The organism is Metabacillus halosaccharovorans, from assembly GCF_002019635.1.
GTDB classification, from domain to species: domain Bacteria; phylum Bacillota; class Bacilli; order Bacillales; family Bacillaceae; genus Metabacillus; species Metabacillus halosaccharovorans.
This window is the reverse complement of record NZ_KV917371.1, coordinates 2,147,405-2,173,285: the sequence shown is the minus strand read 5'-3', so window position 1 is coordinate 2,173,285 and position 25,881 is coordinate 2,147,405. Positions and strand designations below refer to the sequence as shown.

Annotated in this window: 27 protein-coding genes; all 27 read right to left on the bottom strand. The window is 35.5% G+C overall.

What is annotated here, in order from left to right; translation table 11 throughout:
- Window positions 1-2 precede the first annotated feature (2 nt).
- Window positions 3-509 (bottom strand): Rieske (2Fe-2S) protein, encoded by a 507-nt coding sequence (locus tag BK577_RS10255; RefSeq protein ID WP_026560196.1) that lies wholly within the window; start codon window positions 507-509, stop codon window positions 3-5.
- A 141-nt stretch (window positions 510-650) separates the two neighbouring features.
- Window positions 651-1,106, bottom strand: coding sequence for a YpiF family protein (locus BK577_RS10250; RefSeq protein WP_078432793.1), 456 nt, complete (start codon window positions 1,104-1,106; stop codon window positions 651-653).
- Between the two features lie 195 nt (window positions 1,107-1,301).
- Complete coding sequence (locus BK577_RS10245) at window positions 1,302-1,847, bottom strand: ReoY family proteolytic degradation factor (RefSeq protein WP_078432792.1); 546 nt, start codon at window positions 1,845-1,847, stop codon at window positions 1,302-1,304.
- An 81-nt stretch (window positions 1,848-1,928) separates the two neighbouring features.
- Window positions 1,929-3,197, bottom strand: a complete 1,269-nt coding sequence (locus BK577_RS10240) for a tetratricopeptide repeat protein (RefSeq protein WP_078432791.1) — start codon at window positions 3,195-3,197, stop codon at window positions 1,929-1,931.
- Window positions 3,198-3,268: 71 nt separating this feature from the next.
- Window positions 3,269-4,186 (bottom strand): hypothetical protein, encoded by a 918-nt coding sequence (locus tag BK577_RS10235; RefSeq protein ID WP_078432790.1) that lies wholly within the window; start codon window positions 4,184-4,186, stop codon window positions 3,269-3,271.
- A gap of 141 nt (window positions 4,187-4,327) precedes the next feature.
- Window positions 4,328-5,623 carry a 3-phosphoshikimate 1-carboxyvinyltransferase gene (gene aroA, locus BK577_RS10230; RefSeq protein ID WP_078432789.1) on the bottom strand — a complete coding sequence of 432 codons (1,296 nt, stop codon included), beginning with the start codon at window positions 5,621-5,623 and terminating at the stop codon, window positions 4,328-4,330.
- A gap of 42 nt (window positions 5,624-5,665) precedes the next feature.
- The gene (locus BK577_RS10225; RefSeq protein WP_078432788.1) at window positions 5,666-6,769 is read right to left on the bottom strand and encodes a prephenate dehydrogenase; all 1,104 of its coding nucleotides are present in this window, start codon (window positions 6,767-6,769) and stop codon (window positions 5,666-5,668) included.
- Between the two features lie 117 nt (window positions 6,770-6,886).
- Window positions 6,887-7,969, bottom strand: coding sequence for a histidinol-phosphate transaminase (hisC, locus tag BK577_RS10220; RefSeq protein WP_078432787.1), 1,083 nt, complete (start codon window positions 7,967-7,969; stop codon window positions 6,887-6,889).
- A gap of 99 nt (window positions 7,970-8,068) precedes the next feature.
- Complete coding sequence (gene trpA, locus BK577_RS10215; protein ID WP_078432786.1) at window positions 8,069-8,872, bottom strand: tryptophan synthase subunit alpha; 804 nt, start codon at window positions 8,870-8,872, stop codon at window positions 8,069-8,071.
- Window positions 8,869-10,065, bottom strand: coding sequence for a tryptophan synthase subunit beta (trpB, locus tag BK577_RS10210; protein WP_078432785.1), 1,197 nt, complete (start codon window positions 10,063-10,065; stop codon window positions 8,869-8,871). Before trpB ends, trpA begins: the two co-directional genes overlap by 4 nt.
- Window positions 10,046-10,699: a phosphoribosylanthranilate isomerase gene (locus tag BK577_RS10205; RefSeq protein WP_078432784.1), complete on the bottom strand. Its 654-nt coding sequence runs from the start codon at window positions 10,697-10,699 to the stop codon at window positions 10,046-10,048. The genes trpB and BK577_RS10205 overlap by 20 nt, the downstream gene beginning before the upstream one ends.
- Window positions 10,692-11,456: an indole-3-glycerol phosphate synthase TrpC gene (trpC, locus tag BK577_RS10200; protein ID WP_078432783.1), complete on the bottom strand. Its 765-nt coding sequence runs from the start codon at window positions 11,454-11,456 to the stop codon at window positions 10,692-10,694. The genes BK577_RS10205 and trpC overlap by 8 nt, the downstream gene beginning before the upstream one ends.
- Window positions 11,449-12,468 carry an anthranilate phosphoribosyltransferase gene (gene trpD, locus BK577_RS10195; protein ID WP_078432782.1) on the bottom strand — a complete coding sequence of 340 codons (1,020 nt, stop codon included), beginning with the start codon at window positions 12,466-12,468 and terminating at the stop codon, window positions 11,449-11,451. Before trpD ends, trpC begins: the two co-directional genes overlap by 8 nt.
- On the bottom strand, window positions 12,437-13,978 hold the full coding sequence (gene trpE, locus BK577_RS10190; RefSeq protein ID WP_078432781.1) for an anthranilate synthase component I: 1,542 nt from the start codon (window positions 13,976-13,978) through the stop codon (window positions 12,437-12,439). The genes trpD and trpE overlap by 32 nt, the downstream gene beginning before the upstream one ends.
- A 304-nt stretch (window positions 13,979-14,282) precedes the next feature.
- Complete coding sequence (gene aroH, locus BK577_RS10185; protein ID WP_078432780.1) at window positions 14,283-14,654, bottom strand: chorismate mutase; 372 nt, start codon at window positions 14,652-14,654, stop codon at window positions 14,283-14,285.
- 11 nt (window positions 14,655-14,665) lie between these two features.
- Window positions 14,666-15,745: a 3-dehydroquinate synthase gene (aroB, locus tag BK577_RS10180; RefSeq protein ID WP_078432779.1), complete on the bottom strand. Its 1,080-nt coding sequence runs from the start codon at window positions 15,743-15,745 to the stop codon at window positions 14,666-14,668.
- Window positions 15,745-16,917: a chorismate synthase gene (aroC, locus tag BK577_RS10175; RefSeq protein WP_078432778.1), complete on the bottom strand. Its 1,173-nt coding sequence runs from the start codon at window positions 16,915-16,917 to the stop codon at window positions 15,745-15,747. Before aroC ends, aroB begins: the two co-directional genes overlap by 1 nt.
- 77 nt (window positions 16,918-16,994) lie before the next feature.
- The gene (locus BK577_RS10170; protein WP_078432777.1) at window positions 16,995-17,771 is read right to left on the bottom strand and encodes a CheR family methyltransferase; all 777 of its coding nucleotides are present in this window, start codon (window positions 17,769-17,771) and stop codon (window positions 16,995-16,997) included.
- A 170-nt stretch (window positions 17,772-17,941) separates the two neighbouring features.
- Window positions 17,942-18,388: a nucleoside-diphosphate kinase gene (ndk, locus tag BK577_RS10165; protein ID WP_078432776.1), complete on the bottom strand. Its 447-nt coding sequence runs from the start codon at window positions 18,386-18,388 to the stop codon at window positions 17,942-17,944.
- A gap of 110 nt (window positions 18,389-18,498) precedes the next feature.
- Window positions 18,499-19,461 carry a heptaprenyl diphosphate synthase component II gene (gene hepT, locus BK577_RS10160; protein ID WP_078432775.1) on the bottom strand — a complete coding sequence of 321 codons (963 nt, stop codon included), beginning with the start codon at window positions 19,459-19,461 and terminating at the stop codon, window positions 18,499-18,501.
- 234 nt (window positions 19,462-19,695) lie between these two features.
- Window positions 19,696-20,403 (bottom strand): demethylmenaquinone methyltransferase, encoded by a 708-nt coding sequence (locus tag BK577_RS10155; RefSeq protein WP_078432774.1) that lies wholly within the window; start codon window positions 20,401-20,403, stop codon window positions 19,696-19,698.
- 2 nt (window positions 20,404-20,405) lie between these two features.
- Window positions 20,406-21,173, bottom strand: a complete 768-nt coding sequence (locus BK577_RS10150) for a heptaprenyl diphosphate synthase component 1 (protein WP_169908185.1) — start codon at window positions 21,171-21,173, stop codon at window positions 20,406-20,408.
- Between the two features lie 430 nt (window positions 21,174-21,603).
- Window positions 21,604-21,828 (bottom strand): trp RNA-binding attenuation protein MtrB, encoded by a 225-nt coding sequence (gene mtrB, locus BK577_RS10145; RefSeq protein WP_026560218.1) that lies wholly within the window; start codon window positions 21,826-21,828, stop codon window positions 21,604-21,606.
- Window positions 21,829-21,937: 109 nt separating this feature from the next.
- Window positions 21,938-22,504 carry a GTP cyclohydrolase I FolE gene (folE, locus tag BK577_RS10140; RefSeq protein ID WP_078432772.1) on the bottom strand — a complete coding sequence of 189 codons (567 nt, stop codon included), beginning with the start codon at window positions 22,502-22,504 and terminating at the stop codon, window positions 21,938-21,940.
- Between the two features lie 227 nt (window positions 22,505-22,731).
- Entirely contained in the window at window positions 22,732-23,010 is a 279-nt protein-coding gene (gene hbs / locus BK577_RS10135; protein WP_034332307.1) for a non-specific DNA-binding protein Hbs, read from the bottom strand.
- Between the two features lie 450 nt (window positions 23,011-23,460).
- The gene (spoIVA, locus tag BK577_RS10130) at window positions 23,461-24,939 is read right to left on the bottom strand and encodes a stage IV sporulation protein A (protein ID WP_026560221.1); all 1,479 of its coding nucleotides are present in this window, start codon (window positions 24,937-24,939) and stop codon (window positions 23,461-23,463) included.
- A 214-nt stretch (window positions 24,940-25,153) separates the two neighbouring features.
- The gene (locus BK577_RS10125) at window positions 25,154-25,876 is read right to left on the bottom strand and encodes a hypothetical protein (protein WP_078432771.1); all 723 of its coding nucleotides are present in this window, start codon (window positions 25,874-25,876) and stop codon (window positions 25,154-25,156) included.
- Between the last annotated feature and the right edge of the window lie 5 nt (window positions 25,877-25,881).

Below are 25,881 nucleotides of genomic sequence, written 5' to 3'. Positions count from 1 at the left end.
GATTACGCCTCCCCTCGTGGTTTCGCTTTACCTAAGAATAAATAGCCATCTTTCACTTCATGTACATAAACATCAAGTGGTGCAAGAGGCGGTGTACCAGGAACATTTTTACCATCTTTTTCATATAATCCATAATGACATGGACAGAAAAATTTGTTCGGATTTCCTGGATCATTATTCCATCCTACTGTACATCCAAGATGCTTACAGATTGGTGAAAGGGCTGTAATTTTATCGCCTTCCTTAAAAACCCAAGCTGATTTTGTTTCTTCTGATTCATACCAAGCATCTTTTTGTTTGATTTTAAAGTCAAAGCGTTGAGGTTCTTCAGTGATTTCGTCAACCTTTACTACTTGAACCAAATCGGTTTCCTCTGCTGGTCGGAGCACAGGGTCAAGTGCAAAGCGGACCATTGGCATAAGCATACCTGCAGCCATGAAACCGCCTACACCGGTAAGCGTGTAGTTCAAGAATTGACGTCTAGAAACTCGATGTTTTTTCTCGCTCATCATTTTCCCCCCTCTATCTTAAGCTCTGTCCGTTACGGACATACGGAAATGATATATAAAACTAGGACATACTCATGATATATCAATCTTTCCATGAGGTCAATAAAATCCTGTTTTCTAATCTTGGAAATGAAAAGGTTTTTATGATTTGTTCCAAGATTGTAATAAAATGTTCAAAATTTGTTCGACTTGATCTTGTAACAGCTTTCTTTTTAAGTTTTCATCCATATTCTCAAGAGGTATTGTTGGAAGCCAAATTAGTTTTCCCTCCAATTGTTCATTCTTTTCTTCCTTTAATTCCGTATCACTCGTTAAGAAGACTACATGTTTAAATTCTTGTTGTAATTCAGTTTTCCACTCTATTAAATTTTCAATCACATTTTCTGATTTTTTTAAGTAAGAATACGTTGGAAATAGATAAACTCTCCCCTTCAACTGTCTTTCAAGGTCCATACTTACCAAATTGATAAATTCTCCTTTTGACACGGTGTTCTTAAAATCTGAACCGACTGAAATAGCTATCAGCGGTATAACCGCCGTATCAATATATTCCTTCGTTTGATTATATAAATCTACATCATTTGAAACCCACTTCATTATCCACAACTCCCTATTGGCATTTTTTTATATTGTTATTATAAAGCTTGTACGAAATATTGTTAAATGATTAGTAAAGTAAGTAGTTTAAAACATGTTCTAAAATAAAAAGGGTAACTCACTTTAAGTCAATCACACACTGGACATCAACATTCTTTTGTCCCGGTGATTACTCTAATGAGTTACCTATATGGATTATTTTTCTTTTAATTGCTTTAATTGATGTGTTAACGTTTGAAACATTTCTTTATCTTGTTGGTCAAGTGCTTGATCAATTAAATGTAGAAGCTTTTCTTTTTGAAAACGCTGGATAGAGTAATCAAGAATTTGTTCTGCTATTTCTTTATCTTTTTCATTTTCATTCAAATGTTCCGGCATGAAAGGATTTGATTCGAGAACTGCAGCATATTGTGGCGACTGATAAGCTGACCTGAAATTAAGCTGAATAAAAAGCTCTTCGTCTTTATTTAGTCTTATATCATGAAAAGACTTCTCAGCATCTGTCGTCATCACATTTTCTTTATAAAAGCGGAATGGAACTTCTTCAACACAATGCGTGGACATAATAATTCCTCTTGGGCAATATTGAGCCTGCTCGACAAAATGTACCTTTTCCATTAGAGTGTCATGACTCATTAGATAATTTAATATCCATACGCATTCTCTTCTTTTTAATTGATAATGGTTTAGAAACCACCTGATGAAGTCTTTCTTTTCATGGACAGATACAGGGGCCACCATACTATTCCCTCCTCTGCAATATCGAGTATATTCTTACTTTGATAATTCCACAAAATAAAAATAAAATCCTTCTCTTTTCCATTAAAATTCATCTTCTAATTGTAGCAAAATCTCATCGATTTCGACATTTGATGGGTCTTGTTTAAGGATTTCTTGAAAAACTTCCTTCGCTTGCTGTCTTCTTCCTTCTTCTAACAAGAAATAACCGTATTCATGTAAGAAATCTCGTTGATCCTTGAAAGAAGTATATGCAAGGTCATAATGTTTTAATGCCTGTGTATATTCTTCTTTTTGATGATAAGCTCTGGCTAAATTCCACTCAAATTGCGGATCATCTTCACCATATCTTTTAATTTCGGTAATAAGATCAACCACATCATCATATCGTTCATCCTGAAGGAAAACATGGGATAAGGTTATCGCAGCTTCGATATGACCAGGATCTATTGCCAGTGACTCACGTAATAAATTCTCTGCAGTTGGAATTTGCCCAACTTTTATCGCTATCTTTCCTCCAAATAAGTATAAGTCCTTATTGTATTCATCTACCTTTATACCTTCTTGAACTGTCTCAAGACTTTCTTCTAAAAGACCTTCTTGTTCATATGCCTTTGCTAAGTATAGATAAAAGGAAGTATAGTAAGGATCCGCTTCTTTTAAGGTTAGGAATTGTTGTATAGCTGTTTTGTAGAACCCCCCTTGATAGGCGGTAAATCCATAACCAAACAGTGTATCAGCATCTTCTTGAGACTCAATTGTTTGCTTATAATGATCAAGTGCTTCTTCAAACTGTCCATTTGCACTTAAGCATTCTGCCATTCTTTGATGCAAATTAACGCCGGAAATCAGGTCATGTTCTTCTAAAAGACCCTGATAATATGAAATAGCATGTTTATACTGTCCCTGATGAAAATAGAGCTCCCCTAATGCAAAGTCAAGTACCGGTTCCTGGGGTAATATTTCTTTTGCCTCTTTTAATTTTTGCTCACTCACCTCTGGCAAACCCTGCATTTGATATAAGTCTGCTAATAAGAGTAAAGCATGTGGATATGATTCATGTTCTTTAGAAACCATGTTTAAAAGTTCTATCGCTTCTTCTTCATTTTCCAAATCAATCTTAAGCTCTGCTAAAAATAAAGTGATTTGAATTTCATCAGGGTATAGGAAATGAAGTTCTTCAATTATTTCATGTGCTTTATCAATTATACCCCACTGATAATACTGATCTGCTAATTGAAGCTTTTCTTCATCATGTAATGTAGGTGTTATGTTTTCTAAAAGAGTCAGTCCTTCTTCTGTTTCTCCTTTATTTACGAGGTTTATTGCTTCATTTAATACTTGATTAAACATAAACGATCCTTTCCTTAACCATAACTGGTTTTATGTTCTCTAGCTATATTATATTCTGTCTATATCATACATCAAAATGAAGCTGATTGTGGTATAAAACGACCTGAAATGGAAATAAAACATTCCTCTCCTTTTCCAGGGAGAAATAAAATATTGCCATTAATATTTATAAGCTTGCCATTATGAGAAGTAAAGGTAGGTGAGATTTCATTATGTTGAATAATTGGTTTCCCATCTATATGGTATTTAAGTTCCTCTAGTTTGTACAAGTTATAATTCAATTTATTACCTACTCGAATATCTCCTTTAACCGGATAAATGCCTAATTTCATTAGTATTTCTTTTGAAAGAGGTGTTCCTTCTTCTAGAAATTCATATAATGAGGAAATTCGATGCTCTCTAACGATCCGATTCCATTCCTGTAACAGTCTATTTTTTTTAAATGGAGACAACGACTCATCACTCGTGAATGGAATAAGAGTTATCGGATTTGAAAACATCGCATCTCTTATCCACCCCCAGGAAGTTAAATCCAGTCTATCATCCTTGTTTATTTCAACAAAAACAATTGAAACTTGTTGTTGCTTGCATTTTCTCAGCACAGATTGATTTAAACTTTTTAACGAAAGTTTAACTGCCATAAAATAATCAATCGGGGAATTAATCATTAAATGTCTTCTTTTTTTCACATTTGATACTAACTCTTTTTCATACTTAATGTCGACAACTGTTAAAAGAGAAGTACAGCCTTTTTTTAAATACCGTATGATTTGTTGTTTAAAGTCTTGAAAAGGAAGTAATGAATGAAGAGAAAAATCGAGCATAACATAGCCAGGGGTAATCAGATACGAACTTAAATCCATCCTCATAAACTTGATATTATCCATCGACTGCCGCATAAATTCAATTTTATTTTGGTTTACTAGTAGTGTGGTCTGTTCAATACGATCACTCTTCAGTATACCGACTTTGTCCATAATATAACACATAATCTTAAGTCCCCTCCTTTCAACCTCTTAAGACAAGCTATGATGAAAGACGAATATTTATGTCATAACTATGGGGTTTGCCAGATGGGGATAATTTATGTTCAAATAGGCCTTTCACTTAAAATGTGAAAGGCCTTTTTATTATTTTGCTAATGAATCTAAATGTTCAAAAAATGTAGGGTACGAAACATCAATTGCATCCACACTTTCCAATTCAATTGGTTCTTCCGTAATACACGATGCAATTGCAAGCATCATGCCAATTCGGTGATCACCATGACTGGATACTTTAGCATTTCCTGTTAGTTTAGTTTTACCGCTAATAATCATTCCATCGTCAGTTGCTTGAATTGAGGCACCAATTTTCTTCAATTCACCAACAACCGTATCAATTCTATTTGTTTCTTTAACTTTTAATTCACTCGCATCCCTAATGATGGTGTCTCCTTCAGCCTGTGAAGCTAATAAAGCAATTACTGGTATTTCATCAATTAATTTAGGAATAAGGTCTCCACTAATTGTCGTACCTTTTAATGAAGAAGTTCTTATAACAATGTCAGCTACAGGTTCAAAAGTGTGACCTTCTTTTGGTGTAATTTCAATTGAAGCACCCATTTGTTCCAGAACATCCAAAATGCCGGTTCTTGTTGGATTAATGCCAACATTTTTTAATAAAATTTCACTATTTGGAACAATGGCTCCAGCGACAAGAAAAAAGGCAGCAGAAGAAATATCACCTGGTACAAATATATTTGTTGCTTGTAGGCTTTGTCCGCCAATAATTGAAGCAGAGTTTTCGTCTTCCTTCACGTCTACACCAAACGCTCTTAGCATTCTTTCAGTATGATCCCTGGATTTATGAGGTTCAGTTACCGTTGTTTCCTCATTTTTAGTATTTAAACCAGCTAACAATATGGCTGATTTTACCTGAGCACTTGCAACTGGTGAATGGTAATGTATTGCTTGCAAGTTTCCCCCTCTAACAGATAGTGGTGTATACTGACCATCTTCTCTCCCATCAATTTTTGCTCCCATCATTCTTAGTGGGTTTGTTACACGGGACATTGGTCTTTTAGCGATGGATTCATCACCTATAATACACGAATGAAAAGGTGCTCCTGCTAATATTCCCATCATTAATCTGGTTGTTGTACCTGAATTTCCAACATCCAATATATCTGAAGGTTCCTTTAAGCCATCAAAACCATTTCCTTCAACAGTTACATGTCCTTCTTGAATATCAATTGCTACTCCCATTTTTTTAAAGCACGAAACCGTACTTAGGCAATCGGCTCCCATTAAAAAGTTGGATATTTCTGTTTTACCATTTGCTATCGATCCAAACATAACAGCACGATGAGATATAGATTTATCACCAGGAATCTCGATTGTGCCTGTAAGCTGATTGATCTTCGATAGTTTTTTTGTCTCTACCATGACTCCACCTCATCCATTCTTCCTATTGGATATTTTAACTTGTTACATCATAAACGTTTCATAAGAAGAGTATTTATTAATACATTTAATAGCAAGCTCCCGGTCCTTCTCAGTTTGAAAGCTCAATACTAGAACACCATAGATTTCTTCACGTGTTTCAATAATACGTATATTCGTTAAACTAATCTCTTCCTTCGCCAAGTATCCAGTAATTTCTGAAATAATTCCCGGATAATCAGGAACATCTACATATAAATCATAGAAGGAAGGAATTGCCCCTTTTTGTTTTTCAGGAAGGCCATCACGATATTGTTTAGCTTGTTGAAAATAAGTAAATAGATTTTCTGCTTCTTCCTTTGCAACAAGATCCTTTATTCGTTCCATTTCTAAGATCCATTCGTCAAATAAATGTAATAATGGGCCTTTATTGTGAAGCAAAATATCACGCCACATAGAAGGATTACTTGAAGCTATCCTAGTAATATCCCGAAAACCACCAGCAGCTAATCTCTTAACAAGTGGAAATTCCTCCTCATGATTCTTTGCTTGATACACCAGGCTGGCAGCAACAATATGTGGAAAATGACTAATTACTCCTGTTACTTCATCATGTTCCTCTGGAGTCATTTCAATAAAATTAGCTTTTGTCCCTTCAAGGACATCTTTTAAGCTTTGTACATCATGGGGGGTTACATATTTAGAAGGAGTTAATATGTAAAACGCATTTTCAAACAAATGTGGTTTTGCTGCTAAAATTCCTGATTTGTGTGAGCCGGCCATTGGATGACCGCCTATAAACTTTATTTTTCCATTCAGATGTTTGTTTGCACACTCTACAATCTTTACTTTCGTACTCCCAACATCTGTCACGATCACATCTTTTTTTAGGTTTTGTGATTTAAGTTCTTCAATAATGTTTATTGTTTGTTGAACTGGCGTAGAAAGAAAAATCATATCAATTGTTGAAAGGTCAGGAAATAGCTCTGTAGATACCTCATCAATGGCACCTATTCTCCTGGCAAGATTAGCTTGTTCAACATTTATATCAAAACCGATGATATGGATAGACGGATTTTTTTGTTTTATAGATAATGCTATTGAGCCTCCTATTAACCCAAGGCCTATTAAATAAACTTTATTTACCATTTCTCTAATCACCTTTTTTGGCCTATCATCAATGAGGCTATTCATTAATTAATGTTTCATTTAAAAAGAGGGTACTTCTAAGCTTAGACTAAATTTAGACTAGTACCCTCTGGATTCTTATTGAACAAAATCTTTTAATGCTTCAATGATTTCTTCATTTTGCTGCGTATTTCCTACTGTAATACGTAAGTGTGTTGGGAAACCAAGAGCATTACCTGAGCGAACAATATATCCCTTTTTCAGTAACGCTTGAAAGACCTCATCAGAATCTCTGTTAAAGTTAATTAAGATAAAGTTCCCTTCTGATTGATAATATTCAAGGCCCAGCGCTTCACAGAAATCGTAAAATTGCTTTAAGCCTTTTTTATTCTTTTCGCGACACTCAGCTACAAATTCTCCATCATCTAATGCAGCTATTGCAGCAGCCTGGGCAACTCTGCTTGTATTGAAAGGCTCTCTGGCAGGTTCTATTTTTCTTATTAGTTCTGTATTCCCAATTCCATAACCTACACGTAATGCAGCAAGTCCATACGCTTTAGAAAATGTACGCAGGATCATAAGATTTGGATAATCATTAAGCCATTCTATTGTTTGTGGATAATCATCTGCAACTACGTATTCAAAATAAGCCTCATCTACGACTATTAGTACATGTTTAGGTACCTTATTTATGAAATCCAATAAATTTTCCCGGTTTATATATGTACCCGTTGGATTATTAGGTGTACATACCCATACAACTGTTGTTTTTTCATCAATTTGCTTAAGCATTGCGTCTAAGTCATGATGTCCCTCTACTAATGGAACTTCTCTAATTTGAGCTCCTTCTATCACAGCATTATGTTTATATTGGGGAAATGTTGGAGCAGCCATCACTGTGTTTGTTTCTTGGTTTAATAGAGCACGACAAATTATTTGAACAATCTCATCTGATCCATTTCCAAAGATCAATTGTTCCTCTTTTACACCTAGATGGTCAGCCAGCTTCGTACGAAGCAAAGCACTATATCCATCAGGATAAATAGCCAACTGCTCCAACTCATCTATAATTGCTTGTTTTGCTTTTGGTGAGCACCCATAAGGGTTTTCATTTGAAGCAAGCTTTACAACTTTAGATAAATTAAATTCTTTTTTTACCTCTTCTATAGGTTTACCAGGCTGATACGGTTTTAAATTTAATAACTGTTCTTTTACATGCAAAGCAAACACCTCTTTTAAGTAAGTAAACAATATTTGAGTTCAAATACCTATTAAACACTCCCTATTGTTTACTATCATGAAATTATCATTCTATGAAAATCATTTCATTTCGTTGACCAAAACAAATGTTTTGGCAAACTGTTGAAAGTCTTCAATTGCTTGTTGACGCCCCTCTTTATCCATTAGAGTTGTTTGAAGGCGTTCAATTTCTCGTACTAAAGCACTTCCAACTACAACTCCGTCACAAATGTTTGAGAGTTGTTCTACTTGTTCGCGTGAAGATACACCAAAACCAACTACAACAGGAACAGAACTGTAACTTTTTACTTCTCTAAGAAACGATGTTATTGATTCATCAAAATTCTTTCTAACACCTGTTACCCCTAAAGATGAAACACAATAAATAAATCCTTCTGCAGCCTCTGCAATCATCTTAATTCTACTTGATGATGTAGGAGCTACTAACGATATAAAATTAATAGATTGTTCCTTACATTTTTGTCTTAATTCTTCACTTTCCTCAAATGGAATATCGGGAATTAATAGACCGTCTATTGTATTTTCCCGCAGTAAAGCGAAAAAGGATTCCTGATTTAATTGTAACACAGGATTATAATACGTAAAGAGTATTATTGGAATGTTCAGGCCTTTTTTTCTCATTTTCGGAACTAGTTTCATTGCTTCTATAATGTTCATTCCATTTTTCAACGCACGACTAGATGCTTTTTGAATAACCGGCCCGTCTGCAACTGGATCAGAATATGGGATACCTAACTCAATCGCTGATGCTCCGGCATCTTGAAGTGCAATAGCCAAGTCAACAGTTACATCAGAATGTGGATCACCTGCTGTAATAAACGGGATAAATAATTGGCTGTTTACCGACTGTTTAAAAAGGGTCATGCTTTTCCAACCTCCTTATAATGAGCCATTAATGTATGAACATCCTTGTCTCCTCTTCCAGATAAACAAACCAATATACTTTCGTCCTGGTTCATTTTCTTTGCATGACTAAACGCGGTGGAAAGAGCATGTGCTGACTCTATTGCAGCTAAAATACCTTCCTCTCTTGCTAGAAGCTCTAATGCATCGAGTGCCTCTTGATCTGTAACACTTTCATATTTCACACGCCCTGTACTTGCTAAATGTGCATGTTCAGGTCCTATACCTGGATAATCCAATCCCGCTGAAATTGAATATGGTTCGATAATTTGACCATATTCATCTTGCAGGAGATATGTTAATGATCCGTGGAGAACACCCCTTGTCCCCTTTGTGATTGTAGCAGCATGTAAATCAGTTTCCACACCTTTTCCTGCTGCTTCTGCACCTACTAATTCAACTTCATCCGGTAAGAAAGCTGCAAACATTCCTATCGCATTACTCCCACCACCAACACAAGCTACTACCTTTGTTGGTAAAGAGCCCTCGATATTATAGAATTGTTCCCTTGCTTCATCCCCTATCACACGTTGAAATTCTCGAACGATATATGGATAAGGATGTGGTCCTACTACAGAACCTATGATATAAAAATGATCTGAACAATGCTGTACCCAATAGCGCATAGCTTCATTTGTTGCATCTTTTAACGTTTTATTTCCACTTGTTACAGGAATTACCTCAGCACCTAGAAGTTGCATTCTAAACACATTTAACTCTTGGCGTCTAACATCTTCTTCTCCCATAAATACCTTACATTCCATGCCAAACTTTGCTGCAACTGTAGCAGTAGCAACTCCATGCTGTCCTGCTCCTGTTTCAGCAATGACTTTCGTTTTTCCCATGCGTTTAGCCAATAAAACCTGCCCGATTGCATTATTAATTTTATGTGCTCCAGTATGGTTTAAATCTTCACGCTTCAGATAGATTTTTGCTCCACCCAATTTATTGGTTACATTCCCGGCAAAAGTAACCGTTGTTGGTCTACCTGAATACTCTTTTAGCAAATAATGATATTCCTCTAAAAATTCAGGATCATTCATAGCTTCTTTATGCGCTTGTTCAATTTGTGCTAATGGTGTCATAAGAGTTTCCGGAACAAAACGTCCTCCAAAATCACCGTAACGACCATTTTCATCTGGATATATTGACATACTGTAACACCCTTTCTTCGATCTTATTGACCTTTTCGCTACTCTTCTTTTGATCTATTTCAATTCCGCTGGATAAGTCAATTCCTTGTGGATGCAGGGATAATAATTCACTAATATTTTTTTCATTCACACCACCTGCAATCAAGCAAAGCTTTTTGAGCCGATTTGTCAAATCAATGTATTGTGGAACAGCATCCCAATCAAACCTTACACCCGTTCCACCCCACTGACCCTTCGTTCTAGAGTCAATAACAAAACCATCAATAACCGAATGATAATGCTCCATCTCGTCTATTGTTTTGTCATGATGATGAAGTGCCTTCCAAAGTTGACCATCGAAGGAATGACCAATGCGTCTGATTTGATCAATTGTTTCGTTACCATGAAATTGAATAACATCAACAGGCACATGTTTCAAAACGTTCTCAATTTCTTCATCAGTAGGATTTACAAAGACTGCGACAACTTTCTTTGTTGTGTCTACTTCCTTTAACCATTCTGCAACTAATAATGGATCGACCTTTCTCTTGCTTTCAGCAAATATAAATCCAATATAATCAGCAAGTGAATGACAGACCACTTTAAGATCATTTAGACTTTGAACGCCGCAAAACTTGATAACAGGTTTATTCATAAACAGGCTCTCCGAATAATTCTTTTATAGCGATTGTTTGATCCTCTTTTCTCATTAATGATTCACCGACCAAAACAGCATTCGCCCCAAATTGTTGGACCAAGTCCAAATCATTATTTGTGTAAATACCACTTTCACTAACAAGAAGTGTATCTTGTGGAATAGATGAAATCATTCGACTTAGTTGATGAATATTCGTTTCAAATGTTTTCAAATTTCGGTTATTAACCCCAAGAATTTTTGGCTTAATTACCTTCAAAACCTGTTCAAGATGATGTTGATCATGTACTTCCACAAGAACGTCCAGTCCACTTTCCTCTGCATGGATATATAATTCTTTTAATAAAGCCGGCTCTAGTGCTTCACCTATTAACAATACAGCATCTGCACCGATGTGCTTTGCCTCGATTATTTGTTTAGAGTTAATAATAAAGTCCTTTCTTAAGACAGGTAAATTCACAGCTTTTTTCACTTCTGTAAGGTATTCTTTTTTCCCTTGAAAATATGGGGTATCGGTAAGAACGGATAAACAATCCGCTCCTCCTCGTTCATATGCTTTTGCAATGGTAACCGGATGGAAATCAGGTTTAATTAATCCTTTTGAAGGTGATGCTTTTTTCACTTCAGCAATCAATGCTAATCTACGATTCGGTTTGGTTAAAGCCTGTAAAAAAGAACGATGTGGCAGTCCTTCATTTTCCGGTATGATTAACTGTTTAATTTCCTCTTTTTTTGTTTCAAGAATTTGTTCAAGCATAATGCTCCTCCTGCTGATGACGTAATGATCTTAATTGATTGTATGCAGAACCATTTTTTATTGCTTCCTTCGCTAAAATAACACCCATATCTAATGTAGGGACTTGATTAGCGACATATAGTGCTGCACCGGCATTAAGGGCAACTATATTCTCGGCACTAACTGGTCCTTCTCCTTTTAGGATTTGTTCGATTAACAACGCACTTTCTTCTGCATTAGACACTTGAATTTCATCTATAATACCACTATTTAACCCTACATCTTCAGGTTTAAGAACATATCTCTTAATCTCGCCATTTTTTAATTCCACAATATCTGTTGCAGTTGTTATCGATATTTCATCTAGTCCATCACGGCCTGTTACAAGCATGACATGCTCAGCACCTAAACGCTTTAATGCTTCTGCCATTTTCTCCGCATATTCTGTAGAAAAAACGCCGATGACCTGTCGTTTAGCATTGGCCGGATTAGAAAGAGGACCTAACAAATTAAAAACAGTACGAAACCCCAGTTCTTTTCTTGGAGCTACTGCGTGCTTCATGGAAGAGTGAAACATTGGTGCAAAGAGAAAACTCATGTGACGTTCTTCTAAACTTTCCAACGCTTCATCTTTTGATGTCTGAATATTCACTCCAAGTTTCTCAAGAACATCAGCACTTCCGCTTTTTGAGGAAACTGCCCGGTTACCGTGTTTTGCTACTTTCACCTTTAAAGACGATACAACAATTGCTGCTGCAGTTGATATATTAAATGTAGAAGCACCATCGCCACCAGTACCGCACGTATCGATGACATCACTTTTATACGATAAACTGGACATATGTTTTTTCATTGATTTTGTAAACCCTACAAGTTCATCAACAGTTTCTCCTCTAAATCGCATGATAGATACTAAACTAGCAATCTGACTAGGGGTCGCCTCACCTGTCATAATTAAGTCCATTACATCTTCCGCCTGTCTTTCTGTTAACGTATTCCCCTCAATACATTTTGCTAGAAGCTCTTTCATCACTTTTCTCCTCCTTTGAAAAGACTTTTTCAGCTAACTGTATAGCCTTTAACATTGCACTAGCTTTATTACAAGTTTCTTTCCATTCAAGCTCAGGTACACTGTCTACAACAATACCTGCTCCTGCTTGAACATAAGCAATATTATTTTTCACTGTAATTGTTCTAATTGTTATACAAGAATCAACATTGCCGTCAAATCCTACATATGCTACACAACCAGCATAACTTCCTCTTGCTGTCGGTTCTAGCTCCTGTATGATTTGCATAGCACGAATTTTAGGTGCACCGGAAACAGTTCCGGCCGGAAATGATGAAAGAAGAGCATCCATCGGATGTATGTCATCTTTTAATCTTGCGGTTACCTTTGAAATTAAATGCATAACATGAGAAAATCGGCCAACTTCCATTAATGTTGGAGTGGTGACAGATCCATATTCTGCAACCCTACCCAAATCATTTCTAGCTAAATCAACAAGCATATAATGCTCTGCTTTTTCTTTCTCGTCATGTTTAAGTTCTTCCTCAAAGTACAAATCTTCTTCTATCGTTTTCCCGCGTCTTCTTGTACCTGCGATTGGGTGAATCTCCAAATGCTTATTCTGAATATAAATTAATCTTTCAGGTGAGCTTCCAACAAGCTCTGTATCATTTATTCGAATATAGAAAAGGTATGGGGATGGATTAACGATCCTTAAAATTCTGTAAAGTGAAAAACCATCTGTTGAAATCGGTATTTCAAATCTTTGTGAAAGCACCCCTTGAAAGATATCCCCGGCTCTAATGTATTCTTTTACTTTCTCAACATCCTCTAAGAACTTTGATTTCTCATAGTTTGATTTAATTTCATCAAAATTCAGATCAAATTGATCTGAAACTGCAAGCGGCATGTTCTCTGCTTGTGGCTTTTGCTTAAGCATGCTTACGTATTTATTCAATTTGGCTTCAGCAAGGTCATAAGTAGCTTTTAAATGCTCCTCAGATTCGGTACCATTCACCCGCTCAAAGTGAATAAAATAAAGCTGTTTCTCTTGATGATCAAATGCAACAACCGTTTCACATACAAAGAACATACAATTTTGTTGATTCAAATCATTTAGCCTATGTTTTTCAACCTTTTCTATAACAGATACTGTGTCATATCCAATATATCCAACTGCACCACCAACAAAAGGTATATCAAGCTCTGGTAATTTTATAGATAAGTGTTTTTGAAGTTCTTTAAACATTTGTGTAATGGATGCGGACTTTGTAATTGTTTTACGCTGTTCATTTAACAATGAAAATTCACCATGTGTTTCTTCAATAAATAAAAACGGATTCAAGCCGATAAATGAATATCTGGACCATTCTGATTCAGCATCCTTACTCTCCAGCAAATAAACAGCTTCTTCCTTAAATAATTGAAATAATTGAATAGGTGTGAAGGTGTCCACAATATACTTTTTCACAATGGGGATCGTACGAAATTGCTTGCTATCTTCACAGAAAGTGGAAAATGAAGAAAAATTCAATATAACTCACTCCTCCAAGAAATTTTGGAGAACGAGCATTTAGGAGGTTGTAAAATTTGAAGATTGTGTTAGCACAATATTTAATATTTTCAAATAATGATAATATAAATAAAACCCAAAAACACGAACGGTTTTTGGGTAGACTTGTGCCTTTTAGAAAAAACCTCAACTAAACTCACTCATTCTCGGCTACCCTAATCTAAACTCTTCTACTCATCTACTAATCAATCTTCTCCAACATGTTATTATAAATCTAATCAACCTGTCAAGATTGGATGTTATACTGTTTGAAATTTTCAAATAATTATTGAGAGGAAACGGACAAATCCGGGCGAAGGACAGTTGCTCCTTCTAAATAAACGTGATTGACTTTATCCTGCTCAATGTCTGTACTTACAGTCATCATAACTCTTATACACATTTTCAAGCTTCCTTTAACAGGTATTTCCTGCATACACATAACAGGAACATACGTCCACCCTTCGATGTTTCTCAATGCCTTTGCAGGAAAAGTCGATATAAGATCCTCTGTTACCGTTATTATAACTTGTGCTACTTGTTCCGGCTGAATACTATTTTTTTTAATCATTTCCTTTAATAACTCATCTGTTTCCTTCAGAATTTGCTGTTCATTATCTTCTGTAACGGTGGTAGCTCCTCTAATCCCCCTGATCAAGCGACTTCCTCCTATTCGATAGATCTCCATTCATTTACCAATATGTGTAGTTCTTCATCAGTAAACGTTAAAGATGTCGTTTCTCCGATCTTTTTTAGCAATATCATTTTAATTTGATTCGCTTTTGTTTTCTTGTCTTTAGTCATTCTTTTAATCAAATTTTCAGTGTCTTGTGAATCCGGTATGGTCGTTGGAAAACCTATTTTCTTAAACCATGTTTTTAATTCTTCATATGGTAATGATATGTTTAAAGATTTCATGCTTAGCCAAGTAGCAAATAACATTCCAGTTGCAACACAGTCTCCGTGGGAAAGTTTTCCATATCCAGCTTCAGCCTCAATTGCATGACCTAAAGTGTGACCAAAGTTTAAAATTTCCCTTATCCCTAGCTCTTTTTCATCTTTTGAAACAACATCTGCTTTAATCTTAATTCCTTCAAGAATCATTTTTTCTAGTCGCTCATTATTCACATCCTGCAAATCATGTATTTCGTTTTGTAAATATTGGAATAATGATTCACTTCGAATTAGTGCATGTTTTATAACCTCTGCAAAGCCGGATCTCATTTCTTCAATTGGCAGACTTTCTAAAAAGTGACTGTCATAAACAACTGCTTTAGGCTGATAAAATGCACCGATCATATTTTTCCCTTCCGGATGATTGATCGCTACCTTTCCTCCAACAGCACTATCATGTGCTAAAAGAGTTGTTGGGATTTGTATGTAAGGAATTCCCCTCATAAATGTAGCTGCTACAAATCCGGTTAAATCTCCGACAACACCACCACCAAAAGCAAGAATGACAGACTTTCGGTCCAACTGCTGTTTTAATGCATAAGTCTGTAATTCATAAAACACATCAAAAGATTTTGCTTCTTCCCCACTAGTAATAACATACTTATAGGTTGTAAAGTGAGGACATATTGTGCTTACTAATTTCTCACCATATAACTTGTCAACATTTGAATCTGTTACAATCAAAACTTTTGAAGGAGATAAATCGTTTAGAATCGTTGTAAGTTCACTTATAACGTTATCTCCCACAAGGACGGGATACTCTGATTCTGTTGTTTTGATTTTAATTGATCTCATTAGAAATCCCTCGTGTGTTTTCTCATTGCTTCAACGTTTTCCTTGATTAAATCCATCCGATCAATACCAAATTGTTCCACTATAGCATTTGCAATTTCCCATGCTACAACAGCCTCGGCAACTACACTTGCTGCTGGTACTGCACAACTATCTGAACGTTCAATACTTGCAGTAAATGGTTCCTTTGTTTCAATATCTACACTTTGCAGCGGTTTATAAAGAGTTGGAATTGGCTTCATAACGCCTCTGACAACAACAGGCATTCCAGTTGTCATGCCTCCCTCAAAACCGCCAAGGCGATTTGTTTTTCTTGTATAACCGCCCTCTTCGGACCAAATGATCTCATCGTGAACCTGGCTGCCGAATTTACGGGCAGCTTCAAATCCAATTCCAAATTCTACACCTTTAAATGCATTAATACTAACAATCGCACCTGCTATTTTACTATCAAGTTTTCGGTCATAATGTACATAACTACCAATACCTGCCGGTAATCCTTCCACAACAACCTCAACTACACCACCAATTGAATCGCCATTTGACTTCGCATTATCGATAGCTTCCATCATTTTTGATTCTGCTTCACGATCATAGCATCTTACTGGAGATTCCTCAGTCACTGCTAATAAATCATCAATATTATCATAATCTGTATTTTCAGCACGTACTCCACCAATTTCTAGAACATGACCAACAACTTTTATATTTAGCTCTGCTAGAATTTGCTTAGCTAATGCCCCAACTGCTACTCTTACAGTCGTTTCACGTGCAGATGAGCGCTCAAGTACATTACGCATATCTCGATGACCATATTTCATTGCACCGACAAGGTCAGCATGACCAGGGCGTGGACGTGTAATTTGTCGTTTAACTTCTTTCTCTTCTTCCATGGAAATTGGCTCTGCACCCATAATCTTTGTCCAATGTTTCCAATCATTATTTTCAACAACTAAAGAAATAGGTGATCCTAGTGCTTTTCCATGTCTGACTCCACCTAATATTTGTACCTGGTCTTTTTCAATTTGCATTCTTCTGCCGCGACCATAACCCTTTTGTCTTCTTGCTAAATCAATATTTATCGCTTCTGCTGTTAAATTTAGTCCTGACGGTACACCTTCTACAATAGCAGTTAATTGAGGCCCGTGAGATTCACCAGCTGTTAAATATCTCATTGTTCTCTCTCCCTTCAACGCACTAACGCTTTTAAGTATAAATATAACATAAGTTATTCAAATAAAATAGCAAGTTTTTACTTCTTTTGATAAAAAAATGTATCTGCAGATTTAAAACCAAAACGATCGGCATTAAAAATTTGTTCAGTACTTCCAACGAAGAAAATCCCGTCTTTTCTTAAGGCTTGGCTAAATTTTGAGTATAAAGTTTCCTTAGCTTCTTCTGTAAAATATATTAAAACGTTTCGACAAACAATTAAATCAAAGTTTGTATCAAACGTATCTGATAATAAATTCTGTTTTTTGAATTGGACTGTTTTCTTAATTTCCTCACTAACTATAAAATTAGTGCCATCTTTTTTAAAGTATTTATTCTTTATTTCGGCAGGTACTTCATTTAAGGAACGCTCAGGGTATATTCCCAACTTTGCTCTTGCTATAACATTTTCATCAATATCAGTTGCTAACACCTTCACTTTTGTTAAAGGTATGAACTTTGACAGTATCATGGCAATTGTATAAGGCTCTTCACCCGTTGAACAGGCAGCACTCCAAACTTTTATATGACCGTTTTTCTCTATTAAAGAGGGAAGAATCTTTTCTTCAAGAACCTGCCATCTTTTATAGTTACGATAAAACTCTGATACATTAATTGTCATCCGATCTAAAAATTCATAATATAATTCACTCTTTTTAGATATTCCTTCAAAAAATTGACTAAAACTTGTAAATCCTCTTTTTTCATAGAGTGATATTAATCTTCTTTTCATTTGGGCTTCTTTGTATAAAGATAGGTCAATTCCTGATTTTCTTTTGATGTTTTTTATGAATAATTCATAATCTTGGTCAACCATTGTCAGCTCTCCTAAAACTTGTCAAATATAATCATTCAATATTACTTTATAGTATATCTTAAATTTGTTTGAATTTGCTCAATTTTTAAAGAAAATTGCCGAAACTTGTTTTGTAAAAGAAAATAGGGGTTCGAATTGGCATCCGAACCCCTATGTTTCCTATGAATCTGTTAATAAATCCAACTATTTATTGCTTTATTATAGCTTACAAGTTCATTATCATTAAAAAACAGGCTTATTTCTCTATCAGCACTTTCCGTCGAATCTGACCCATGAATTATGTTTTTACTAACATACATGCAGTAATCCCCACGTATTGTTCCTGGTTCGGCATCCTTAGGGTTTGTTTTCCCCATCATTTTACGAGTTAATTCCACTACATTCTCACCTTCCCAAACCATTGCAAAAACCGGTCCAGAAGTTATAAATTGCACTAAATTATCATAAAATGGCTTCCCTTTATGTTCTCCATAATGCTGTTCAGCCAATTCAACAGGAATTGTCATCAACTTTGCCCCAATCATTTGTAAGCCTTTTCTTTCGAATCTACTAACAATGTCCCCTATTAGTTGGCGTTGTACCCCGTCAGGTTTTATCATTAAAAATGTTTTTTCCATAATATATTCTCCACCCCATAGAAAATTTATGTATAGGCTTTCACACTCAAAAAAATAATATCATGTAGGGGAAAAGATTGCAATGAAAGGGTGGAGATATAATAATTAATTTAAAATTTTCTTTTTCCAATATACTTCGAAATACTGTACAGAGTTGATCTTGCCCGATTTTTAGGAAGCTCTTCTAATATTAGAAAGGCTTTTTGTAGATAACGATCACTTATTTTTACAGATTTCTCTATAACTCCTGAGGATTGGATCATTTCTAGTATTGGTTTAATATCTTCTGCTGTAGTATTTATCGTAATTTTTTCTATCTCTTTTTTTATAGTTGGGTTTTCAAGGGCATACAACACAGGCAGAGTGATGTTTCCTTGCAAAAGATCGCTGCCAACCGGTTTACCAAGTTCCTTAGCAGTCGAGGTAAAATCTAAAATATCATCTGTAATTTGAAACGACATGCCTACATAGTATCCGAACCAGAATAATTTTTTATGGATTTCCTCAGGTGCTTCCGAAGAAATGGCTCCAAGCTGACAGCTTACTGCGATTAAGAGTGCTGTTTTACGCTTAATTCGCCTTAAATAAGTTCGAATTGATTGGTCAAATCGATACTTATCTTTTATTTGTTCTATCTCCCCTAAGCATACATCAACGATTGCTTTTGATAAGATCTTATGTGCTGTCGTATTATCTATTTTTGTCATCACTTCTAGTGACCTTGCGAGTAAATAATCCCCTGTATACATCGCGATCCGATTGTCCCATCTTGCTTTTACAGTGGGTTGACCTCTTCTTAACTCAGCATCATCAATAACATCATCATGAACAAGTGAAGCCATATGTATTGTTTCTAATGCAACAGCCACATGTTTAACTATGTTTATATCATAGTTTCCGAACATAGAAGACAGCAATACAAATACTGGGCGAATTCGTTTCCCACCTGCTTTTAGTAATTCTACATTTGCTTCCCGCAGTAAAGGGTATTCTGAAACAGCTGTTATTTCCAGTTCTTGTTCGATTATATTAAGGTCATTATTTAAAAAAGAGTACATTGCTTTTAATTTCATACGAATTCACCTTAAACTCCGATTAATTGTTGTGGATAAGAGTACCCGGTAATAATGAATGACCACTTCAAGAAGAACACAACTTACCGTCAATAATACGGAAGTCGATTTCTTTAATACTCTAAACCTTAAATAAAAGGAAATTTTCTTAAAGTACAAAAAAGAGTTTATTAATTCACTTACTTAAACCCGCTTTTTAAGAATTGGTCATACCTATCATTGTTATTCATTCTCTTATTTTGGCTTACTACCAAGGTGCATCGCTGCTACACCACCTGTAAAGGCTTTTACTTGTATGTCAATGAAGCCCGCTTCCTTAAACATTGTAGCTAGTTCAGACATTCCTGGGAAGTCACGTGCGGATTCCTGGAGCCATGAATATTCATTATAGCTTTTTGCGAAAACTTTCCCAAATAGCGGCATTACATAGCGGAAGTAAATAAAGAAGAATTGCTTAAATACTGGTAAAGTTGGTTTGGAGGTTTCTAAACATACCGCCTTTCCACCAGGTTTTAATACACGATTCATTTCCTTTAATACTTGCATATAATCAGGAACATTTCGGAGACCAAATCCAATTGTAACAAAATCAAAACTATGATCTTTAAAAGGAAGCTGCATTGCATTTCCATGGATCAAATTTACATTTTGTAACCCCAGCTGTTGTACCTTTTGCTGACCTACCTTTAGCATATTTTGACTAAAATCAAGTCCTGTTACACTACCCTCGGGTCCTACTGCATTTGCTAAGGCAATGCTCCAGTCTGCGGTACCACAACAAACATCTAAAGCAGATTGTCCCTTTTTAACATTCATTCGTTTCATTGTTTCCTTACGCCATGCTTTGTGTCGTTGGAAACTAATGACAGAATTCATCTGATCATAATTTTCATAAATCTTCTCAAATACACCATGGACTCTTTCTTCTTTCGACTGACCCATACTTATAAACCTTCTTCCACTGTCTTTTTCTCATGTAGTAATGCATCGTGAAAACGGATTGAATGAAGTCGATCCGATAACAGTTCCCTAAAGGCAGATCTTCTTAAAAATCCTGAATTAAGAAGAGAAACAGACTTTTCAAAATACACATTACACGTTTCTGTCAAATAATTAATCGTAAATGGACTACGTACTATTCCATTTGCATGTTGAAATTTTTCATGAGATAGTCTTTTATAAGTTAGGAAGTCTATACTAAATGCCTTATGAGAATTAAGCTTAAAATGATTGGCTACGTGTTGAAACAGGCTGGTTTCAACAATTTGAAGACTATTCATCATTGAGGGTAAATTCAGATTATGTTCATGATATAATCTAATTTTATGTTCGTTAATCTCTTTAATTGCCATTGCTAACGTTCGAACCATCTTGATATCCTCAATTTCAGAAAGCAACAAATAATACAACCCGCTAAAGTAATCTCCAGCTAAGACTGTTAGTTGTCTCTGTACAAATTCTTCGGAATTACTATGAAGATTCGTTGTAACATCATCATGTGTATCAAGGGCAATTTGAACAAACATAGCCGTCATAATATAGCTTCTCTTTACTTCATCAGAAAGATCCATCTCATCAAAAATCGCACATAACAGTAGCAATTTATCTTCATCAATCTTGGGTGAAGGTAAATGCTTGACTAAAAAAGGATGTTCGAGCTTCTCCTCTAAATCTTTCTTTAATTTAGCTAAATGTACTACTAAGTCCTGCAAATATATCACCCTTGTCCCCGAATTAACATTATCTCTATCCTATCACTTACTAGCCTGATCTCTGCTAAAATGTGTTTACTCTACTAGTAAGAACCTGCCATATGTGGAAAAGGGGACAAATTTAAATTATATTTTAATGGCCTCTACTCCACTTAATTATTAGGTTTTAGAACAAATATAAATTAGATCTATATGTACTATTTATATAATAATAAAAATAAACATATTTTATTATATCATAACCAAAAATGGATTTTTATTTTAAATATAGTTTATTCCTAATGCTTAAAAACATTTCAGACTGTACAGAACGCCTGCTCTCTCCCTGATACAAATCCTATGACACTCTTTACATTTGTATAAACTAGAATTAGAACAATCAGAATACAAGCGTATCCAACAGTCATCACGTCCATAATACAAGGAATATTTATTTGCGAGAATCACTTTCCAATTCTCCAATAGCCGTTTGAATTTGAGCTTTACCTCTTATTTTAATGGCAGAAGTATGCTCTGTGAATTGAGCTATCATCACTTCACCTTTGTCAAGTTTCTCAGAATGGTGGAATCTTGTATCAGAGCCTCTTGTTAAGCCAATAACATGAACTCCGTCTTCAATTGCCTTAATTACTACAAAATCATTTTTTTGATTCATCCTTACACCCGCCTGTTTTTACAGATTAACTGTATGTATTCTCTTATACATCATACCATTTTCTATTAGAGAAAGCTCATAAAAATGTTCGTGGTATAGATAAGCATAACTACCCTTTAATTAGTGACAGCACTTCAGACCTTGATGTTTCATCCTTCCGAAAAATCCCTCTTACCGCTGATGTAACTGTCTGTGATCCCGGTTTCTTTACACCTCTCATCGTCATACACATATGTTCTGCTTCAATAACTACCATGACTCCATGAGGTTCAAGTGATTTCATAATTGAATCAGCAATCGTTGACGTAATTCTCTCCTGGAGTTGTGGTCTTTTTGCAACAGCTTCTACTGCTCGAGCAAGTTTACTTAATCCTGTTACCTTTCCACCTTTAGGAATATAAGCAATATGTGCTTTACCGAAAAAAGGAACTAAGTGATGCTCACACATTGAATAAAATGGAATATCCTTTACCAGAACAAGTTCTTCATGGTCTTCTCCAAAAATCGTTTTAAAGTGTTCGCTTGGATCTTCACCTAAGCCACTAAATACTTCAGCATACATTTTAGCTACCCTTTTTGGTGTATCTATCAACCCTTCTCTTGAAGGGTCTTCTCCAATTGCTTCAAGAATTAATATAACGGCTTGTTCAATTTTTTCATGATTAACATGCACCATCGATTTAGCCTCCTGGTCATTTATTTGATACAGATTCTAGCATATACACTCGAAGAAAAGCAAAGTAGACAAAGCGGGCAATATTAGTTAATTTCCGTTTAAGATATTTATTTTGAGGAAAAAAGAGCATGATCACATAATAATTTTATCCCAAATGAAAAGCCCCTTATAAAAAGGGGCTTTCATAAAGAAGCTTGTATGTAATAGTTATTACATGACAAATTAACTTATTTTCCTGCTACAGCGTCTTTTAATGCTTTACCTGGTTTGAAAGCAGGCACCTTGCTTGCAGCAATTTCAATTTCTTCACCAGTTTGTGGGTTACGACCTTTACGAGCCGCACGCTCACGAACTTCAAAGTTACCGAAACCGATAAGTTGTACTTTATCACCATCTTTTAGTGCATCTAAAATTGTATCGAAAACAGCATCAACTGCTTTTGTTGCGTCTTTTTTAGATAATTCACTAGCTTCTGCTACTGCGTTGATAAGTTCTGTTTTATTCATGCCTTTCACCTCCTCCCAAAGGGATGGAACTCTTATTAGTCTTCATTTCTTCACAGTTTTCATCAATTGTATACATGATAAATTCATGATTTTATTCGTAACACGCTTATCTTAAACGATTTTTCAACATAATTCAATCATTTTCATCATGATAAATGGATATTTAGGAAGAATCGACCAACAGAGAAAAGAATTTCTGTAAAAAGATTAACATAATCATTCATGTGAATCAAGAGAAAACAAAATAAAAAACCAATGGTACCAAGGCTTTCCAACTCCAACACGACCATTCGTTCTATTTTTTGACTAAATCTGTAAAATTTCCCGTTAGATTATTCGTTTTTCTGAACGTTCTGATAAAATAAACTACTGTTTTACTAGTCCAATTAACTTCATAAATATATCCTTTCGATTGTACAAAAAAAGACCCCTTATTAAGAGGTCTAATCATTATAAAATGATTGCAATTAATCCACCGGAGCCTTCATTGATTATTCTTTCTAATGTTTCTTTTAATTTATATCGTGCATTTTCCGGCATCAACGATAGTTTTGCTTGGATGCCTTCACGAACGATTGAGCTCAAGCTTCTTCCAAATATATCTGAATTCCAAATCGATAATGGATTATCTTCAAAATCCTGCATTAAATATCGGACAAGCTCCTCTGATTGCTTTTCTGTTCCGATAATTGGAGCAAATTCTGATTCCACATCAACTTTTATCATATGAATAGATGGAGCAACAGCTTTTAGTCTTACTCCAAACCTTGAACCTTGGCGGATAATTTCTGGCTCATCTAAACTCATATCAGCTAATGCTGGCGCTGCAATTCCATACCCTGTTTGCTTAACCATTCGCAAAGCATCAGCCACTTGATCATATTCGGCCTTAGCATATGCAAAGTCCTGCATTAATTGAAGTAAATGGTCCTTCCCGCGAATTTCTACTCCCACAACCTCTTTTAAGATTTGATCATATAGGTCATCCGGAGCATATAAATCAATCTCCGCAATACCTTGCCCCATCTCAATACCAGCCAAACTAGCTCGGTTAATGAAGTCATACTCACTAAACTGTCCAACAACTCGGTCAACATCTCTTAATCTCTTAATATCTTTTACAGTATCTTTAACCGCTTCTTGGTAGCTCTGTCTTAACCAATGGTCTTCCCTTAGTACCATTACCCAGCTAGGTAGATTCACATTTACCTCTAATACCGGGAACTCGTATAACGATTCTCTAAGAACGTTGATTACATCTGTTTCTCTCATGCTCTCAACGCTCATCGCTAATACAGGGATATCGTACTTTTCATTTAATTCTTGACGAAGGGCTTCTGTTTCAGGATGATGCGGATGCACCGTGTTAATAATCATAATAAACGGTTTACCGACTTCTTTTAACTCTTCAATTACTCGTGCTTCAGCTTCTAAATAGTCTCTGCGCGGAATATCTCCGATAGAACCATCAGTTGTGATCACACAACCAAGTGTCGAGTGCTCTTGAATAACTTTACGCGTTCCAATCTCTGCTGCTTCATGAAAAGGTATTGGTTCTTCATACCATGGAGTATTAATCATTCGAGGGCCATTTTCATCCTCATAACCTTTAGCACCAGGTACTGTGTAGCCGACACAATCTACTAATCTAATATTGACATCAAGTCCTTCATCAACATGAATGGAAACAGCTTGATTAGGGACAAATTTTGGCTCTGTTGTCATGATGGTTTTACCAGCAGCACTTTGCGGTAATTCATCTTGAGCTCTCGCTTTGTCAGATTCATTGTCAATGTTAGGTAGTACAACTAATTCCATGAACTTTTTAATAAAAGTAGATTTACCTGTTCGTACTGCACCAACTACACCTAAATATATATCGCCACCGGTTCGTTCAGCGATATCCTTGAAAATATCTACTTTTTCCAAGTGATCCCCTCCCGATCATACAATTTGGGATAAAGCTTATCCGTTTTCTAATAGGACACTATATATGTATGACATTGTCCTATTTATTTATGACTTTGTTTCGAAAATTTTTTCAAGTATCGCCTTATTAAGAATTGGTTTAGAAAAAGCGAAAAAGAAAACCCTTCTTTCAGAGTTTATTCTCTTATGAAGGGTTCATGACTAAAATTTTCATTTAATTATCTTCTGTTAAAAAAACAGGCTCTCCCTTTTCATCGATTGTATACGGAAGGGAATATGCAGGAACAAATTGGTACTTCATAACTAATATTTCTCTAATATCGTCGCCTTGCTTAAAGTTATGTTCATGATCTTTTAGGGCATTATTAAGGTCAATTCGATAATCTACATAAATCTGTGCATTTTTATCAATGACCAATGGCAAAAATTCACCTGAATAAGGACTCTCAACCATTGGATCTTCCTTATAACCAAGTTTTTCATAATCTAACGAATAAATTTCATCTGTAATAACATCTTTAAAAGGAGGATACCCATTAGCCTGACGATAAACATTCAGTTTCACATTAAGCTCATGGATTTCTTCAGCCATTCTTAAATCAATTAATTTAACAGTTGGATCCTCTTCAACATCAACTAAAACATATTGATAAATACCGCCCGTTTCATAAGCAGTTCCAGGCGGTTCAGCCATATATTTTGGAGTTAAAGCAGAAAAATCTATTGGATACTTTTGATAAATCGGAGTTGACATATCTCTTGTTTTTATCGGCAATAGACCACTCGTATCTTGCTGATATTGATCAATTGAGGTTTGTACCGCTTGGATTTGATCATTATATGGTATTGTATTTTTTTGAAGCTTTTCTTCAGGATATAAACATCCTGTCAATAAGAAACAGCTTATTATGATAACAAGCGTATTTGACAATTTCATAGTCA